The organism is Streptomyces atroolivaceus (genome assembly GCF_000717025.1).
GTDB classification, from domain to species: domain Bacteria; phylum Actinomycetota; class Actinomycetes; order Streptomycetales; family Streptomycetaceae; genus Streptomyces; species Streptomyces atroolivaceus.
In genome coordinates this window covers 262,818-280,070 of the sequence record NZ_JNXG01000017.1, presented here as the reverse complement: position 1 = coordinate 280,070, position 17,253 = coordinate 262,818, and the positions used below count along the sequence as shown (strand labels likewise).

General features: G+C 71.2%; 18 protein-coding genes. 15 read left to right on the top strand and 3 right to left on the bottom strand.

Going from position 1 to position 17,253, the window contains the following annotated elements; all coding sequences use genetic code 11:
- Positions 1–83 precede the first annotated feature (83 nt).
- From OO67_RS28270 to OO67_RS28225, 10 genes are all read left to right on the top strand, one after another.
- Positions 84–1,019, top strand: a complete 936-nt coding sequence (locus OO67_RS28270) for an FKBP-type peptidyl-prolyl cis-trans isomerase (RefSeq protein WP_033304538.1) — start codon at positions 84–86, stop codon at positions 1,017–1,019.
- Between the two features lie 43 nt (positions 1,020–1,062).
- Positions 1,063–1,437 (top strand): FKBP-type peptidyl-prolyl cis-trans isomerase, encoded by a 375-nt coding sequence (locus OO67_RS28265; RefSeq protein WP_033304537.1) that lies wholly within the window; start codon positions 1,063–1,065, stop codon positions 1,435–1,437.
- A gap of 115 nt (positions 1,438–1,552) precedes the next feature.
- Positions 1,553–2,506: a helix-turn-helix transcriptional regulator gene (locus OO67_RS28260; RefSeq protein ID WP_033304535.1), complete on the top strand. Its 954-nt coding sequence runs from the start codon at positions 1,553–1,555 to the stop codon at positions 2,504–2,506.
- A gap of 14 nt (positions 2,507–2,520) precedes the next feature.
- Positions 2,521–3,477, top strand: a complete 957-nt coding sequence (locus tag OO67_RS28255; protein ID WP_033304533.1) for a helix-turn-helix transcriptional regulator — start codon at positions 2,521–2,523, stop codon at positions 3,475–3,477.
- A gap of 37 nt (positions 3,478–3,514) precedes the next feature.
- Positions 3,515–3,790, top strand: coding sequence for a hypothetical protein (locus tag OO67_RS28250; protein WP_033304531.1), 276 nt, complete (start codon positions 3,515–3,517; stop codon positions 3,788–3,790).
- Between the two features lie 23 nt (positions 3,791–3,813).
- Positions 3,814–4,011 (top strand): hypothetical protein, encoded by a 198-nt coding sequence (locus OO67_RS28245; RefSeq protein ID WP_033304529.1) that lies wholly within the window; start codon positions 3,814–3,816, stop codon positions 4,009–4,011.
- Positions 4,012–4,225: 214 nt separating this feature from the next.
- Entirely contained in the window at positions 4,226–4,519 is a 294-nt protein-coding gene (gene tatA / locus OO67_RS28240) for a Sec-independent protein translocase subunit TatA (protein ID WP_033304527.1), read from the top strand.
- 49 nt (positions 4,520–4,568) lie between these two features.
- A complete protein-coding gene (gene tatC / locus OO67_RS28235) occupies positions 4,569–5,531 on the top strand; it encodes a twin-arginine translocase subunit TatC (RefSeq protein WP_033304526.1) in 963 nt (320 codons plus the stop codon).
- A gap of 18 nt (positions 5,532–5,549) precedes the next feature.
- A complete protein-coding gene (locus OO67_RS28230; protein WP_033304524.1) occupies positions 5,550–6,440 on the top strand; it encodes a diacylglycerol kinase in 891 nt (296 codons plus the stop codon).
- Between the two features lie 49 nt (positions 6,441–6,489).
- Positions 6,490–9,318 (top strand): DEAD/DEAH box helicase, encoded by a 2,829-nt coding sequence (locus OO67_RS28225; protein WP_033304522.1) that lies wholly within the window; start codon positions 6,490–6,492, stop codon positions 9,316–9,318.
- A 117-nt stretch (positions 9,319–9,435) separates the two neighbouring features.
- Here the strand turns inward: OO67_RS28225 and OO67_RS28220 are convergent, their stop codons facing one another.
- From OO67_RS28220 to OO67_RS28210, 3 genes are all read right to left on the bottom strand, one after another.
- Positions 9,436–9,900, bottom strand: coding sequence for an SPW repeat protein (locus tag OO67_RS28220; protein WP_033304521.1), 465 nt, complete (start codon positions 9,898–9,900; stop codon positions 9,436–9,438).
- Between the two features lie 411 nt (positions 9,901–10,311).
- A complete protein-coding gene (locus OO67_RS28215; RefSeq protein WP_033304519.1) occupies positions 10,312–10,950 on the bottom strand; it encodes a fasciclin domain-containing protein in 639 nt (212 codons plus the stop codon).
- A 65-nt stretch (positions 10,951–11,015) separates the two neighbouring features.
- Entirely contained in the window at positions 11,016–12,551 is a 1,536-nt protein-coding gene (locus tag OO67_RS28210) for a molybdopterin-dependent oxidoreductase (RefSeq protein WP_078598334.1), read from the bottom strand.
- A 251-nt stretch (positions 12,552–12,802) separates the two neighbouring features.
- Between OO67_RS28210 and OO67_RS28205 the strand changes: the two genes are divergently transcribed.
- From OO67_RS28205 to OO67_RS28185, 5 genes are read left to right on the top strand one after another with little or no spacing between them, the layout of a single operon-like run.
- Positions 12,803–14,074 carry an NAD(P)/FAD-dependent oxidoreductase gene (locus OO67_RS28205; RefSeq protein WP_033304514.1) on the top strand — a complete coding sequence of 424 codons (1,272 nt, stop codon included), beginning with the start codon at positions 12,803–12,805 and terminating at the stop codon, positions 14,072–14,074.
- Complete coding sequence (locus OO67_RS28200) at positions 14,071–14,796, top strand: DUF1365 domain-containing protein (RefSeq protein ID WP_106972835.1); 726 nt, start codon at positions 14,071–14,073, stop codon at positions 14,794–14,796. The genes OO67_RS28205 and OO67_RS28200 overlap by 4 nt, the downstream gene beginning before the upstream one ends.
- Positions 14,793–16,112: an SAM-dependent methyltransferase gene (locus OO67_RS28195; protein ID WP_033304511.1), complete on the top strand. Its 1,320-nt coding sequence runs from the start codon at positions 14,793–14,795 to the stop codon at positions 16,110–16,112. Before OO67_RS28200 ends, OO67_RS28195 begins: the two co-directional genes overlap by 4 nt.
- Positions 16,109–16,408 carry a hypothetical protein gene (locus OO67_RS28190; protein ID WP_033304510.1) on the top strand — a complete coding sequence of 100 codons (300 nt, stop codon included), beginning with the start codon at positions 16,109–16,111 and terminating at the stop codon, positions 16,406–16,408. The genes OO67_RS28195 and OO67_RS28190 overlap by 4 nt, the downstream gene beginning before the upstream one ends.
- A complete protein-coding gene (locus tag OO67_RS28185) occupies positions 16,405–17,217 on the top strand; it encodes a DUF1295 domain-containing protein (RefSeq protein WP_033304508.1) in 813 nt (270 codons plus the stop codon). The genes OO67_RS28190 and OO67_RS28185 overlap by 4 nt, the downstream gene beginning before the upstream one ends.
- Positions 17,218–17,253 lie beyond the last annotated feature (36 nt).

Genomic DNA, 17,253 nt, shown 5'->3' with positions numbered 1-17,253 from the left:
CCGTACGTTCCTCGTACGGGGCCCTTCCATCCGCCTAGAGTGTCGGGGGACCATTCACGTGCCGTCTGAGATCTGAGGAACCAGTGCGCCGACTTGCCGGCCTTCTCGTCGTCCCCCTTCTGCTGCTGTCCACGGCGGCATGCGGCGACGACAAGGCCTCCGACTCCGCCTCCAAGAACGGGTTTCCCGCGATCACCGCGGGAGCGAAGTTCGGTGAGAAGCCCACTCTGGCGAAGGGTGAGGGGGATCCACCCAAGAAGCTGAAGACCGAAGTCATCAGTGAGGGGGACGGCGCGAAGCTGAAGAACGGCGACGCCGCCGAGGTGAACTACCTCGGGCAGGCGTGGGACTCCACCAAGCCGTTCGACAACAGTTTCGACCGCAAGCAGCCGTTCGGTCTCGTTCTCGGAGCCGGCATGGTCATTCCGGGCTGGGAGCAGGGGCTCGTCGGCCAGAAGGTCGGCAGCCGTGTGCAGTTGGTCATCCCGCCGGATCTCGCCTACGGCGAGCAGGGCCAGGGGCAGGACATCAAGCCCAACGCCACCCTCGTCTTCGTCGTGGACGTGGTGAGCGGGGAGTCGGTCCCGAAGTCCCCGAAGGGCAGTGCCGTCGCCCAGGACAACATCGACCTGCCGAAGGTCGGCGCCGAGACCGACGGCAAGGCACCGAAGGTCACGATCCCCAAGAGCGACCCGCCCAAGAAGCTGGTCTCCAATTACATCATCGAGTCCGACGGGGAGGCCGTGAAGGACAGCGACACCGTCGTCGTGAACTACGAGGCCTACCTGTGGAAGGGCGCGAAGAAGTTCGACAGCACCTATGAGACGGGCAAGGTCGCGAGCTTCCCGCTGACCCAGATCACCGTCAAGGGGCTCAAGGCCGGTCTGGTCGGCAAGAAGGTGGGCAGCCGCGTCCTGCTCGTCATCCCGCCGGACCAGGGTTTCGGTGACCAGGCGCAGCAGACCATCCCCGCCAACTCGACGCTCGTGTGGTCCGTGGACATCCTGACGAAGATGTAAGACTGTCCCGGTTGCCCAGTTCATCAGTAAGAGGAGCAGTTCAGTGAGCATCGAGAAGCCCGAGATCGACTTCCCGGGTGGCGAGCCGCCGGCCGACCTGGAGATCAAGGACATCTGGGAGGGCGACGGACCGGTGGCCCAGGCGGGTCAGACCGTCTCCGTGCACTACGTCGGTGTGGCCTTCTCCACCGGCGAGGAGTTCGACGCCTCGTGGAACCGCGGCACCCCGCTGCAGTTCCAGCTCGGTGGCGGTCAGGTCATCGCCGGCTGGGACCAGGGCGTACAGGGCATGAAGGTCGGCGGCCGTCGCCAGCTGACCATTCCCGCGCACCTCGCCTACGGCGACCGTGGCGCGGGCGGCGGCGCGATCGCCCCGGGCGAGACGCTGATCTTCGTCTGTGACCTCGTGGGCGTCTGATCCGTCCGTCTACAGCAGTCGGGGCCCGTGCCGCAAGGCACGGGCCCTCGCTTTGGTCCGGACACCCCGGGGCGGTACGGTCGACGGTCGGAGAGCACGTCGAGAAAGGGCGTCGATGGCGATTGCCAAGGCCGAACGGCTGATGAACCTGGCACTGTGTCTGCTGGGTACCCGGCGCCCGCTCAGCAAGCGTGAGCTCCGCGGGTCCATCGAGGCCTACCTGGAGGCGGGCTCCGACGAATCCTTCAACCGGATGTTCGAGCGCGACAAGGACGATCTGCGTGAACTCGGTCTGATCATCGAGACCGTGGAGAACCTGGACGGCGACACCGGTTACCTCGCGCGCCGTGACAGCAACCGCCTGCCCCCCATCACGCTCGACGCCGAGGAGGCCGCGGCCCTCGGGCTCGCAGCCAAGGTCTGGCAGCAGGCCCGGCTCGCCGGCGCCGCCAGCGGCGCCCTGCAGAAGCTGCGGGCCGCGGGCATGCCCGAGGCCGAGGACGACTACGAGGTGCACAGCGCCCTCGAGCCCCGTATCCCGGTCCACGAAGCGGCCTTCGAACCGCTGATGCTCGCCTGCCGGGACCGCCGCCCGGTCACCTTCGACTACCGCAAGGGCAACGCCGCCCGCCCCGAGCAGCGCCAGGTCGAGCCCTGGACACTCGAGTGCTGGCGCGGCCACTGGTATCTGGCGGGCTGGGACCGCGACCGGGGAGCGGAGCGGGTGTTCCGGCTGTCCCGGATCTCGGGCCGGGTCCGCTCCCGCGCCGGGGCGTTCACCGCCAGGGTTCCCGACGCCGTCACCGTCCGCGAGACGGTGGAGAGCTGGGCGGGGGAGACCGCCACCAGGACCGCTCGCATCAGGCTGCGTACCGGCTCCGGCTACCCACTGCGCTCCCGCGCGATATCCGTACGGGAACTCGGTGACGGCTGGGACGAGTTGGAGATCCCGTACGGTCACGGGCTGGACGCCTGGCTCGTGGAGTTCGGGCCCGACGTCATCGTGAGCGAGCCCGCCGATCTGCGGGCCGATGTGATGGACCGGCTGCGCGCCGTGGCCAAGGACTGAGGGGACCCGTACTCGTGGCCACGAACGCGATCGACCAGACCCGCCGCATGCTCTCCCTCGTCACCTACCTCCGCGAGCGCCCCGGCGCGCACGTGCAGGACGTGGCCAGGGCCTTCGGGATCACCGAGGACGAGCTGATCTCGGACCTCGACGTCCTCCCCATGTGCGGGACCAGCTTCCGCGGCGGGGACCTGCTGGACATCGACACCGACGGCGACCGGATCTGGTGGCACAACCCGGACGACGTCGCCGAGCCGCTGCGGCTCGCCGCCGACGAGGCGACCGCGCTGCTCGTCGCTGCCCGTGCCGTCGCCACGCTCCCCGGTCTGCGGGAGAGCGACCGGCAGGCCCTGGTGCGCGCTACCGCCAAGCTGGAGACGGCGGCCGGTGAGGTGGGGGCCGCCAGTTCTCGGCTCTCGGTCACCTTCGAGTCCGAGGGCGGTGTCTTCGCCGACGTGGACCGGGCGATCTCCGAGCGGAGACGGCTCTGGCTGCGCTACTACTCTCCCGCCCGTGACGAGCTGACCGAGCGCGAGGTGGACCCGATCCGGCTGTTCGCCGTCGGCCACACCTATATGGAGGGCTGGTGCCGGCTCACCGAGGCGCGGCGCACGTTCCGCCTCGACCGGGTCGCCGAGATCAGGCTCCTCGACGCCCCGTCCGCCCCGCCGGAGCTGGAGCTGCGCGACCTCAGCGAAGGGCTGGTGCAGCCCGCCGCCGAGGATCCGGAGGTCGTCATCGAGGTCGGCCCCGGCGGCCGGTGGGTCGCCGAGTACTACCCGCACGACAGCGCGGAGGAGCTGCCCGACGGCGGTCTGCGGATCACGCTCCGCACCCCCGACCCTGCCTCCCTGCGCAGGCTCGCCCTGCGGCTGGGCGGCGAGGGACGCATCACATCGCCCCCGGACCTGGCCGAGAGCGCCCGGCTGGCGGCGCGTGAGGCACTCGCCGCCTACGACGGCGCGCTCTGAGCGGCGGCCCCCGGTGCACCGAGGAGACAGAGGCCACATGACCGCGATATCGAGCGCGCAGGCCGGGCCGGTCCCGGTTCCGGTGCCCGACACCGTACGTTTCCGGGCCGCCTGCCCGGACTGCCGGGAGCGGTTCGAGCTCGCGGCAGGAGCGCTGCGGCTGGCCATAGGCGCCAGCCGCCGTACGACCTTCTACTCCTTCACCTGCCCCGCGTGCGGTTCGGCGGTCCGCAAGCCGGCCGGGGAGCGCATCATCGAGCTCCTCAGCGGCGGTGGGGTGCGGACGCTGCGCCTGCACACCGCCCTGCGGTGACGAGAGACATCGAGGATCCGTCCATGTTCTGGCCCATGCTCGCCATCGCTCTGGGATTCGCCGGCCTCGCCGTGCTCGGCGTGCTGGCCGTCAAGGTCTTCGTCGAGGCCCGGCGGCTCGCCGGGCAGGTCGCCGCGACCACGGAGCGGATCAACCGAGCGGCGGCGGATCTCGAACGAGCGGCCACCACCCTCGCCGACACCGGAGAAGCCCTGCGATAGCAGGGCGCGGCCTCCAGATTCACCGGTTCGGGGGGTACGCTGCTGGAGCGGCCCAGGCAGGGAGGTGTGGGCCGCAAGCGGGAGTACGCGCGGGCATTGCCTCACGTTTACCCCTGCGGGTTACGATCGCTGCCAGCGCGAAGGTCGGACATCTGTCCGGTCGAACGGGTAGCGAGCCCACCCTCCAGACGCCTCAGTGAGAAGGAAGTCGCACATGATCGGCAATCTGAAGCCCCTCGAGATCGTTCTGATCATCGCTGTCATCCTGCTGCTCTTCGGTGCCAAGAAGCTTCCCGACATGGCGCGTTCGCTCGGCAAGTCGGCCCGCATCCTCAAGAGCGAGGCCAAGGCCATGAAGAAGGACGACGCGGAACCCGCGGCGCCCACCACCGAGAACGTCGCGGACACCACCCCGCCCGCGGCCACCGCGCGCACGATCCAGGCCGCTCCGGGAGACGTCACCAGCTCCCGTCCGGTCAGCGAGGCCAAGCCCACCACCCAGAGCTGACAGCTGATCCGTACCACCGGAAGCTGCCGCACGAGACGAGGGAAGTGGGTTGCTCAAGTCTGCCCGCAAGCAGGAGAAGGACGACGAGGGGCGGATGCCCCTCCTCGATCACCTGCGTGAGCTGCGCAACCGGCTGCTGAAGTCGGTCCTGGCGATCGTCATCGCCGTGATCGTGGCGGCGTTCTTCCAGAAGGAAATCTTCGAGTTCCTGATGAAGCCGATCCTGGACTCGGTCGGCTGCAAGAACGGCGCCGTGACCATGGTCAACGGCCGCCCCTGCGCGGAGATGACCACCAACGGTCTGCTGTCACCCTTCACCATCGCGCTGAAGGTGTCCCTGATGGCGGGCGTCCTGGTGGCCACGCCCGTGTGGCTCTACCAGCTGTGGGCGTTCGTCGCCCCCGGCCTGCACAAGCAGGAGAAGCGCTACTCGTTCGCCTTCGCCGCGGCCGGGGTCCCGCTCTTCGCCGCCGGCGCCTACCTGGCGTACGCGATCCTGCCGCAGACCGCCGAGATCATGCTCGGCTTCACGCCGGACAACGTGAAGAACCTGCTGCCGCTGGACGACTTCCTGGACCTGATCACCCGCATGGTGATCGTCTTCGGGCTCGCCTTCGAGCTGCCGCTGCTGCTCATCCTGCTCAACCTGACCGGTGTCCTGTCCGGTGCCCGCATGCTGCGCTGGTGGCGCGGGATGCTCGTGGGACTGACCGGATTCGCGGCCATCGCCACGCCGGGTGGCGAGCCCATCTCGATGCTGCTGCTCGCGGGCCCGCTCGCGGTGCTCTACTTCATCGCCGTCGGGTTCTCGCTGCTCAACGACAAGCGCAGGCGGCGGCGCAACCCCGACGCCGAGCTCGACGACGACGAGGCGTCGAAGCTGGACCTCACGCCCGAGGCCGTCGGCGCGATCGAGCCGGTGTCCTCCCGGCCGGCTCTGCCCGAGCAGGCCGGCGGTGCGGCGGACGGGGGCCGGTCGCACCGGCTCAACGGTTACGACGACATCACCTGACCTTGTAAGGTCCCGCGGGTGACCAGCGAGATCACCCTCTTCGTCAATCCCACCGCGGGAAGCGGCCGGGGCGCGCGTGCCGCGCAGCCGGCCGCTTCCGCGCTTCGCGAGGCCGGCTTCTCCGTACGGACGGTGCTCGGTGAGGACGCCGACGACGCGCTGCGGCGGGCCCGCGAGGCGGTGGCCGGCGGGACCGGAGCGCTGATAGCCGTGGGCGGGGACGGCATGATGTCCCTCGCCCTGCAGGCAGTCGCCGGTACCCCGACACCGCTCGGCGCCGTCGCCGTGGGCACCGGGAACGACTTCGCCCGCGCCCTCGGGCTGCCGGTCCGCGATCCGGCCGCCGCCGGACGGCTGGCCGCGGAGGCGCTGAAGGGCGGGAAGCTGCGCGCCGTCGACCTCGGCCGGGTCGGGGAGCGGTGGTTCGGCTCGGTGCTGGCCTCGGGCTTCGACTCGCGGGTCAACGACCGGGGCAACCGGATGCGCTGGGTCGGCGGGCGCTTCAAGTACGACCTGGCGATCCTCGCCGAGCTCGCCGCCTTCCGGCCGATCCCGTACCGCATCAGGCTGGACGGTGGCCCGGTCACCGAGATCGAGGCGACGCTGATCGCGGTGGGCAACGGGAGCACGTACGGCGGTGGCATGCGGATCTGCGCCGACGCGGTCATGGACGACGGGCTCTTCGACGTGACGGTGGTCGGCGACTGCAGCCGGACCACTCTGCTCAAGGTCTTCCCGAAGGTGTACAAGGGGAGGCACCTCGGTCACCCGGCGGTCACCGTCCACCGGGTCTCCTCCATAGAGCTGGCCGCGGCCGGTGTCACGGCGTACGCGGACGGTGAGCCGCTGGGCGCGCTGCCGCTCACGGCCACCTGCGTACCCGGCGCCGTCCGGGTCCTTGCAGCGTGAAATAAAGATCGGGCTGACTGTCATACGGGGCGGGTAGGCTCGTATCAAGATGACAGAGGACCTCTCACCAGCTGAGCGATACCAGGCGTCCCGGGTCCGTGCGGCCGAGCAGGCCACCGCCCTCGGGCCCTTCCGCGAGATGTACGAATTCGGGCTGGACCCGTTCCAGATCGAGGCCTGTCAGGCCCTGGAGGCCGGCAAGGGGGTGCTGGTCGCGGCCCCCACCGGGTCGGGCAAGACGATCGTCGGTGAATTCGCCGTCCACCTGGCCCTGCTGCAGGGCCGCAAGTGCTTCTACACCACGCCCATCAAGGCCCTGTCCAACCAGAAGTTCACCGATCTCGTCCGGCGCTACGGCGCGGACAAGGTCGGCCTGCTGACCGGTGACAACAGCGTCAACGCGGACGCACCCGTGGTCGTCATGACGACCGAGGTCCTGCGCAACATGCTGTACGCGGGTTCCCAGGCCCTCACCGGCCTCGGCTATGTGGTCATGGACGAGGTGCACTACCTCTCCGACCGCTTCCGGGGCGCCGTGTGGGAGGAAGTGATCATCCACCTGCCGGAGTCCGTGACCCTGGTGTCCCTGTCGGCGACCGTGTCCAACGCCGAGGAGTTCGGCGACTGGCTGGACACCGTCCGCGGCGACACGCAGGTGATCGTCTCGGAGCACAGGCCCGTACCGCTGTGGCAGCACGTCATGGCCGGACGCCGGATGTACGACCTCTTCGAGGAGGAGACCGACCACGGCGGCCGGGGCACCGGCAGGCGCGAGGTCAACCCGGACCTCGTCCGGCTCGCCCGGATGGAGAACCAGCGCGGCTACAACCCGCGCGAGCGCCGCCGCGGGAAGATGGTGCGCGAGGCGGACCGGGAGCGCGAGCGCCGTCAGCGCAGCCGCATCTGGACCCCGTCCAGGCCCGAGGTCATCGACCGGCTCGACGCCGAGGGCCTCCTGCCCGCCATCACCTTCATCTTCAGCCGGGCCGGCTGTCAGGCGGCCGTCCAGCAGTGCCTGCAGGCCGGACTCCGGCTGAACGACGAGGACAAGCGCCACCTCGTGCGGGAGATCGTCGAGGAGCGGACGGCGTCGATCCCGCCCGAGGACCTCCACGTCCTCGGGTACTACGAGTGGCTCGAGGGACTGGAGCGGGGCATCGCCGCGCACCACGCCGGAATGCTGCCGACCTTCAAGGAGGTCGTGGAGGAGTTGTTCGTCCGCGGCCTGGTCAAGGCGGTCTTCGCGACCGAGACGCTGGCGCTCGGCATCAACATGCCCGCGCGTTCCGTGGTGCTCGAGAAGCTCGTCAAGTGGAACGGCGAGCAGCACGCCGACATCACGCCCGGCGAGTACACCCAGCTGACCGGGCGGGCCGGGCGCCGAGGTATCGACGTCGAGGGCCACGCGGTCGTCCTCTGGCAGCGGGGCATGGACCCCGGGGCGCTCGCCGGGCTCGCCGGCACCCGTACGTATCCGCTGCGCTCAAGCTTCCGGCCCTCGTACAACATGGCCGTCAATCTCGTGCAGCAGTTCGGGCGGCACCGCTCGCGTGAGCTGCTCGAGACCTCGTTCGCGCAGTTCCAGGCCGACCGGTCCGTCGTCGGCATCTCCCGGCAGGTCCAGCGCAACGAGGAGGGACTCGCCGGCTACAAGGAGGGCATGACCTGCCACCTCGGGGACTTCGAGGAGTACGCGCGGCTGCGCCGTGACCTCAAGGACCGCGAGACGGAACTCGCGAAGCAGGGGGCCGCCCAGCGGCGGGTCGCCGCCGCGTCGTCCCTGGAGAAGCTGAAGCCCGGTGACGTCATCCACGTCCCCACCGGCAAGTTCGCCGGACTCGCCCTGGTCCTCGACCCAGGGCTGCCCGCCGGACGGACCAACGGCCATCGTGGGCTGGAGTACCACGACGGGCCGCGCCCCCTGGTGCTGACCGCCGAGCGGCAGGTCAAGCGGCTGGCCCAGATCGACTTCCCGGTACCGGTCGAGGCGCTGGAGCGGATGCGGGTGCCCAAGTCCTTCAACCCGCGCTCACCGCAGTCCCGCCGTGACCTGGCCTCCGCGCTGCGGAGCAAGGCGGGGCACATCGACCCGGGAAGGCACCGCAAGCAGCGGGCCACCGCCGCCGACGACCGGGAGATCGCCCGGCTGCGCACGGAACTGCGCGCCCACCCCTGCCACGGGTGTGACGAGCGCGAGGACCACGCCCGGTGGGCCGAGCGGTACCACCGGCTGCAGCGCGACACGCGTCAGCTGGAGCACCGCATCGAGGGCCGGACGAACACCATCGCCCGGACCTTCGACCGCATCGTCGCGCTCCTGACCGAGCTCGACTACCTGCGGGGCAGCGAGGTCACCGACAACGGCCGACGGCTGGCACGGCTCTACGGCGAGCTCGACCTGCTGGCCAGCGAATGCCTGCGGGACGGTGTCTGGGAAGGCCTCAACCCCGCCGAGCTGGCCGCGTGCGTCTCCGCGCTGGTCTACGAGGCGCGCCAGGCGGACGACGCGGTCGCACCCAAGCTGCCCTCCGGACCGGCGAAGGCGGCGATGGGCGAGATGGTCCGCATCTGGGGCCGCCTCGACGCCCTGGAGGAGGACTTCAAGATCAGCCAGACGGAAGGGGTCGGCCAGCGGGAACCCGATCTCGGCTTCGCCTGGGCGGTCTACATGTGGGCCTCGGGGCGGACGCTGGACGAGGTGCTGCGGGAGGCGGAGATGCCGGCCGGTGACTTCGTGCGGTGGTGCAAACAGGTCATCGACGTACTCGGCCAGATCGCGGCCGCCGCGCCCCGGGACGGTAGCTCGGTCGCGAAGAACGCCCACAAGGCCGTCGACGCCGTGCTGCGAGGTGTGGTGGCGTACAGCTCCGTGGGGTGAACGGGCTCCGCGGCTGGACGGATGGTGCGCACGGGCCCGGGACGAGCGGATGAGGTGACCGGCGAGTGGCCACCGGCGGGCTGTGCCTGCCTGTGGCCACTCCTGTGCGTTCTCCCGTCAGGTCTTCTTCTTGTTCTTCATGGCGAGTCCCGCGCAGGCGGCCCCCAGCACGATCGCCAGGCCACCGACGATGATCTGGTTGAGGACGACGCCCATGTCGGGGCTCTGGCCCACGATCCACGTCGAGACGATGAGCCATGCGCCCAGGGCGCAAATGGCCATGCTCATTCCGGTCATCCGCTGGGGCATGGCGGTGAAGCAGAGTGCCAGCACGGCTATCGCGATGCCGATGACGAGGTTGTGGGTCACCAGGGAGGGCTGGCTCGCGGTGAAGTGAAGCACCCACGGCGAGACGGCGCAGTACAGGCCGAGCAGGAACACCGGTGCGTCCGTGGCCGTGTTGCGTCCACCGCCCACCACGCGGTCGTGGCGCGCTCGCATTTCTTCGGCGTCGGGATGTCCGGAGATGTCCCTCCCGGTGTGCCCGGAAACGTCCCTTCCGGTGTGCGAGATGTTACTCATGAGGATGTACTCCTTCGCACTTGGTGGAGCGACCGCTGTCAGGGGGTGCGGTCATCAGCTCTCCAGACCAGTGTGCTCTTATATGCCCCTTATGTGTAGTTTTTCTGGCGGTTGATCCTGCGATTACGTCGAGTCGACGGTGCAGCGGCCTCAGGTCCTCCCCCTCAGCCGCTTCGGGCCCCGGCCGCGCAGCCGGCAGCGTCGCGTGCGGTGGGAGTGGGCAGCGGTCCGGCACGGCTCCGGTCGCCCGCACCGCACCGGGCGAAGCCTCGGCCGTGCCGACGGCGCGAGCCCCGGGGCCGGCGCCGCTCCGGCCGGGTCGGAGAGCGTGGTCCTCGGGGCTCGCGGGGTCATGACGCCGGCGCACCGACGGATGGGGTCATGACGTCGGCGCACCGACGGGTCGGCGGCTCAACTCGACGGCATCAGGACGGTGTCGACGATGTAGACCGTCGCGTTGGCGGTCGGGACGTTGCCGCAGACGACCTCGGAGGAGTCGTTCACGGTGTAGGACTCTCCCGAACCCGCCGTCGTCAGACCGGTCTTGGCGAGGGTGTCGAAGGAACCCTTCTCCAGCTGGTCCGGCGTCAGCTTCTCGCCGACCACATGCGCGGTGAGCACCTTGGTGAGCTGGGCCTTGTCGGCGAGCAGCTTGTCCAGGTCGGCCTTCGGGATCTTGGCGAAGGCGTCGTCGGTGGGGGCGAACACCGTGATGTTCTCGGCGCTGTTCAGGGTGTCGACGAGACCGGCCTGCTTGACGGCGGCGACCAGGGTGGACAGCGCCGGGTTGTTCGACGCGGCCGTGGCGACCGGGTCCTGGGCCATGCCCGCGAACGAGCCCGCGCCCTCCTTCGGGACCGTCGCGCAGCCCGGGCCGAACGGCTGGTCCATGGGCTGGGTCTCCCCGGCCGGAGCGCTCGACGCCGCCTTGTCCGCCCCGGAGCCGGACGCGGAGGTGCCGGAGTCGCCGGAGCAGGCGGTCAGCGCGAGCGGCAGCAGGGCGGCGGTGGAGACGGTCACTGCGATGCGGCGGAAACGGCGGTTGTTCATGATGTTCTCCTGAGTGAGCGGGTGTCCGACAGGGGGAAAGGAAGGGAAGGGTCCGGGCAGGCGGGTCAGGTCACGTCGACCACCACCGAATGCCATCCGGTCGCGCCGTCGGGGACGGTGCCGACCCGCTTGCCGGTCTGGGTGGCGCCGGTACGGTCCGTCGCGCGGACCTCGAGGGTGTGGTGGCCGGTCGTGGCGGGCCACTCCCACACCCACTGGCGCCAGGTGTCACGGCCGGCCTCGGCGGCCAGGCGCGCGGCGTGCCACTCGCCGCCGTCGACCCGGACCTCGACCCGTGCGATGCCCCGGTGCTGGGCCCAGGCGACGCCGGCGACCGGCACGGTCCCCGCACGCGGGGCGGCGAAGGGGCGCGGAGTGTCGATGCGCGACTGCGTCTTGACCGGAGCCTCGCGGGACCAGTCACGCTCCACCCAGTAGGCGTCGTACGCGTCGAACGTCGTGAGCTCGATGTCCTGGATCCACTTGCAGGCCGAGACGTAGCCGTACAGGCCGGGGACGACCATCCGGACCGGGAAGCCGTGGTCGAACGGCAGCGGCTCGCCGTTCATCCCGACCGCGAGGAGGGCGTCGCGGCCGTCCATCACCTCGTCGACCGGCGTACCGATGGTCATCCCGTCGACGGAGCGCGCCACGACCTGATCCGCGACGCCGCCCTTCGAGGGGGGCTTCACCCCCGCCTCACGCAGCAGATCGGCGAGTCGCACGCCGATCCACCGGGCCGTGCCCGCGTACGGACCGCCCACCTGGTTGGACACGCAGGTCAGCGTGATGTCGCGCTCGACGAGTTCGCGCCGCAGGAGGTCCTGGAAGCCGAGGGAGACGGGTCGCGTCACCCCCTTGCCATGGATCCGCAGCCGCCACCGGCCGACGTCCACACGGGGGACCACCAGCGCCGTGTCCACCCGGTAGAAGTCCTTGTTCGGGGTGGTGAAGGAGCTCAGACCACGGATCCCCAGGTCCGCGCCGGCCGGTGTCGCGGGTGCGGGCGAGGCCGGCGCGGGGAGCGCGATCCCATCGCGTGAGGCGGTGGCCCCGGCCAGTCCGGACGCCTGGAGCCGTCGGCCCAGGAGTCCCGCACCGGTCGAGGCCGCCGCGGCGGCGGTCGCCGCGATCACGAATCCGCGGCGGTCGAAAGCGCCCCGCACCCCGCCGTGCGTCTGCCCGGCCGCGGGAGGCGGCACGGTTGCCGGGGCCAGCCGTCCGGCCAGGAGATACAGCACTGCGGCGGCCGACAGCGCGCCCACGACCGAAGGCAGTGCGTCGGCCGGGCGGCCTTCCGGCCGCCCGGCCGCGGCGACTGCCCCGACCACGCCGAAGACCAGTACGGCCGCGGCGCCGCCCCACCGGTGCCGCAGCGCGAGGCACCCCACCGCCATGGCGAACGCCGCCAGGAGGACGAGGATCCCGAGCCGCAGGACCAGCTTGTCGTCGGTGCCGAAATTCCGTACGGCGAAGTCCTTGACGGCGGCGGGGGTGCGGTCGATGACCGCCCCGCCCACCGCTGTGACCGGACCGGCCTCGGGACGCACGGCAGCCGCGACGAGTCCGGCGACGCACAGGGCGGTGAACCCGGCGATCAGACCGCCGAGCGCGGCGCAGGCGGCACGTACCCAGCGGGATCGCCGGGACCCGGAGGCCCCGTGCTTCTGCGAAACGTATCGGTCTGTTCTCACAACGGGAGTTCGGCGCCGGGCGCCCCGGCGGATTGGTCGTTCACTCGGTCGAAGGAAGTTCACCGATCGGCCAATCCGCGGGCCGACCTGCGCCGAATGACCTCTGAGCGGCGCTCCGGCGGAGCCCGGACGGCCGCGGAACACCAGGAGGAGCTCGAATGACAACGCAGCGGCGGCGCACAGCCGTGGTGGGCAGTGGAGTGGCGGGGCTGACTGCCGCGCACGTCCTGGGCCGGGCGCGGGACGTGACGCTCCATGAGGCCGACGAGCGCGTCGGGGGGCACGCGCACACCCACGACCTGATCTCGTCGGACGGCCGGACACACCGCGTCGACTCGGGGTTCATCGTGCACAACCGGCGTACGTACCCCCACCTGCTCCGTCTCTTCGACGAACTGGGCGTGGCCACCCAGGAGTCCGAGATGAGCATGTCCGTGCGGTGCGAGGGCTGCGGTCTGGAGTACGCCGGTGCACGGGGCGCCGCGGGGCTGTTCGCCCGGCCGGGCGCCGTGCTGCGTGGCCCGTACCTGCGGATGCTCACCGAGGTGCCCCGGTTCCACCGGGCGGCGCGGTCGCTCCTGGCCCAGGAGGCCGGCACAGCACTCATGACCCTGGGGGAGTTCGTGGCCCGCCGGCGCTTCTCCCCGTACTTCACGGCCCATTTCCTGACGCCGATGGTCTCCGCCGTCTGGTCCTGCGACCCGGTGACCGCGTTGCTGTACCCGGCCCGCTACCTCTTCCGGTTCCTGGACCACCACGGGATGCTCTCGACAGGCGGGTCCCCGGTCTGGCGGACCGTCACCGGCGGTTCGCGTGCATACGTCGACCGCATAGCCGAGCAGGTGCACTCCGTGCGTACGTCCACCCCCGTGCGGGCGGTGCGCCGGCACAGCGACGGCGTGGAGATCGTCACCGAGGACGGTGCCACGGAGGAGTACGACGAGGTGGTCGTCGCCACCCATCCTGACCAGGCGCTCCGGCTGCTCGCCGATCCCACCGAGGAGGAACGGCGCACCCTCGGGGCGTTCCGCTACTCCCGCAACCCCACGCTGCTGCACACCGACACGACGCTGCTGCCGCGCAGCCGCAGGGCCGCCGCCTCCTGGAACTACCTGATGCCCTCCTGCGCGGCCGACGCCGACCGGGTCACCGTCAGCTACGACATGAACCGGCTCCAGCGCCTGGACGCCCCCGAGCGGTTCGTCGTGACGCTGAACGGCGCCGACCGGGTCGACCCGGACCTCGTCCGGGCCCGCACGGTCTACGAACACCCCGTCTACACCCCGGAATCGGTCGCCGCCCGGACTCGGCTGCCCGCCCTCTCCGGGCCGGTCACCGCCTATGCCGGGGCGTACCACGGCTGGGGCTTCCACGAGGACGGCTGCCGTTCCGGCGCCGAGGCCGCCGCCGCGCTGGGAGTGGCCTGGTGACCGGTGCCCTCTATCCGTGCACCATCACCCACGTACGGACCGCGCCCCGCAGGTACGCCCTGCGGCACCGCACCTACCTGTGGCTGATCGACCCGGACCGGCCGCCGCGGCTGCCGGCCGTCCTGCGCCCGCTGGCCCGCTTCGAGGCCCGTGACCACTTCGGCGGCACGGCCCCCACCATCCGGGCCGGTCTCGAACGGTTCCTCCGGGCCCGAGGTGTCGAACTCGCCGACGGCACCGTCACGATGCTCACCCAGGCCCGGGTGCTCGGCCACGTCTTCAACCCGCTGACCGTCTACTGGTGCCGCCGCCCCGACGGAACCCCGCTCTGCGTCGTCGCCGAGGTGCACAACACCTACGGGGAACGCCACGGCTACCTGCTGCGCCCGGACGCCGCGGGCCGGGCGGTGACCGGCAAGGGCTTCTACGTGTCGCCGTTCTTCCCGGTGGACGGGCGGTACCGGATGCGGCTGCCCGAACCGGGCCCGCAGCTGAACCTGACGGTCCATCTGGAGCGCGAGGGCGGACGCCCGTTCACCGCGACCGTGCGCGGCAGCCGGCGTCGCGCCACGCCCTGCCGGCTGCTCCGGCTGTTCCTGCGCCACCCCTTCTCCACCGCGGTCGTCTCCGCCGCGATCCGGCTGCACGGCATCCGGCTGTTCCTGCGCCGGCTGCCCGTACAGCCACGCCCCCGTCACCGAACTCAGGAAGGCATGCAGTGAAGGTGCCCACCTCTCCCACTCCGCCCGTCGCCCCCCTCGCTCCGGCCCCCCGCAGCGCCGCCCCCGCACCAGCCGCCACGGTCCTCCTCGCGGGTGCGGACCCGGAGCGCTGGCCCGATGTCGTCGCACTGCCCCGGGCCTCGGGAGCCAGGACCGCCGTGGCCGAACGGCTCGTACGGCACGCGCTCGCCCGCCTTCCGCTGCGTGCCGGACTCGCGGGCCGCGGCAGCATCGGCCTGGGCGGACCGCTGATGGACATCCGCGAACCCGACGCGTTCTTCCGCCGGATCGGCGCGAGCGGGCTCATCGGCTTCGGCGAGTCGTACATGGCGGGCGAATGGGAGTCCCCCGACCTCGTCGGCGTCCTGACCGTACTCGCCGGGCACGCCGCCGACCTCGTCCCCGCACCGCTGCAGAAGCTGCGCCGGCTCTGGGCGCTGCGGCAGCCCACCGCGCAGGCCAACACCCCCGAGGGCTCACGCGGCAACATCAGCCACCACTACGACCTGTCGAACGACCTCTTCGCCCTCTTCCTCGACGAGACGCTGACGTACTCCGCCGCCGTATTCAGCGGCTTCCCGGCCGAGCGGGACCTCCTGCCCGACGCCCAGCACCGCAAGATCGACCGGCTGCTCGACGCTGCCGGGGCCGGTCCCGGCACCGAGCTGCTGGAGATCGGCACCGGCTGGGGCGAACTCGCCCTCCGTGCCGCCGCTCGGGGCGCCCGCGTCACCACGCTGACCCTCTCCCGGGAACAGCAGGAGCTGGCCCGGGCCCGGATCCGCGAGGCCGGCCACGAGGACCGGGTCGACGTGCGGCTCTGCGACTACCGCGACGTCACCGGGGAGTACGACGCGATCGTCAGCGTCGAGATGATCGAGGCGGTCGGGGAGGAGTTCTGGCCCGTCTACTTCCGGACCCTGGAGCGGTGCCTCGCACCGGGCGGGCGGATCGCACTCCAGGCCATCACGATGCCGGACGACCGGATGCTCGCCAGCCGCAGCACGTACACCTGGATCCAGAAGTACATATTCCCCGGCGGACTGCTGCCCTCCACCGAGGCGATGGAGCGTGTCACCGCGGGGCACACGGGTCTGCGCATACAGCAGCGCGACAGCTTCGGCACGCACTACGCCGAGACCCTGCGGCTGTGGCGGGAACGGTTCGAGGAGCGGGCCGACCAGGTCGAGGCGCTGGGCTTCGACGCGACCTTCCGCCGCATGTGGACCTTCTACCTCGCCTACTCCGAGGCCGGATTCCGGTCCGGTTATCTCGATGTGCAGCAGATTCTCCTGACCCGTGAGGACAGTGCGTGAACACCTCCACCGACACCTCCGGACGGGCGGCCCGGCGGGGCGCACCCGTCATCGAGCAGTCCCTCGGCGGCCCGCCTCCGGGCAGGACCAGGATGGGGGACGGCATCGAGACCGGCCCTGGGAACGCTCCCACGGTGCACGTCCGTCCCGGCCGGGCGCTGCGCCGCCTCCGCCGGCACCCCGGTGGACTCGGCCCCGCCGACGGCTGGGACAAGGATCCGGGCACGGTCCCCGCGCAGCGCGCGGAGGCCGTAGCGGCGGACAGGGTGGGCCGGGGTACGGGGGCCGGACGATGAACGGCTTCGCATGGGGCGCCTTCGGGGTGAACCTGGCGGCGGCGGCGGGCGCCGCACTCGCCGTCATGCTCGGGACGTTCCTGATCGCCCTGCGCAAGGGCGTGCACCGGATCGTCGACGTGGCCTGGGGTCTCGGCTTCGCGGCCGTCGCCGTCGTCTCGTACGCGATGTCGAACGGTCACGGGGAGGGGACGCTCCGCGTCCTGGCGACCGTGCTGACCGCCGTCTGGGGCCTGCGGCTCGCCGTGCACATCGGCCGCCGCGGTCGTGGCCACGGGGAGGACCCGCGCTACGAGGCCATGCTGGCCAAGGCACCGGGCAACCGCGGTCTGTACGCCCTGCGGAAGGTGTACCTCCTCCAGGGGGCACTGGTCTGGCTGATCTCCCTGCCGGTGCAGGCCGCGTACTACCTGGCGGGGTCACCGGGCGGCTGGGCCTGGGCGGGGACCGCACTCTGGGCGGTGGGAGCCGGCTTCGAGGCGGTGGGCGACGCACAGCTGGCCCGCTTCAGGCGCGATCCGGCGAACAAGGGCCGGATCATGGACCGGGGGCTGTGGTCCTGGACCCGTCACCCCAACTACTTCGGGGACTTCTGCGTCTGGTGGGGGCTCTTCCTCGTCGTCTGCGCCGACCCCGCGGTCGCGGCCGTGACACTCGTGTCGCCCGTCGTGATGAGCCTCCTGCTGATCAAGGGCAGCGGGAAGGCCCTGCTGGAGCGGCACATGGAGGGGAGGCCCGGGTACGCCGGCTACCGGGCCCGCACCAGCGGCTTCTTCCCCCTGCCGCCGGGCACGGTCCGCCGCGGCTGACCCCGGGTGTGCACGGCATGGGGGCCCCGGCCTTCG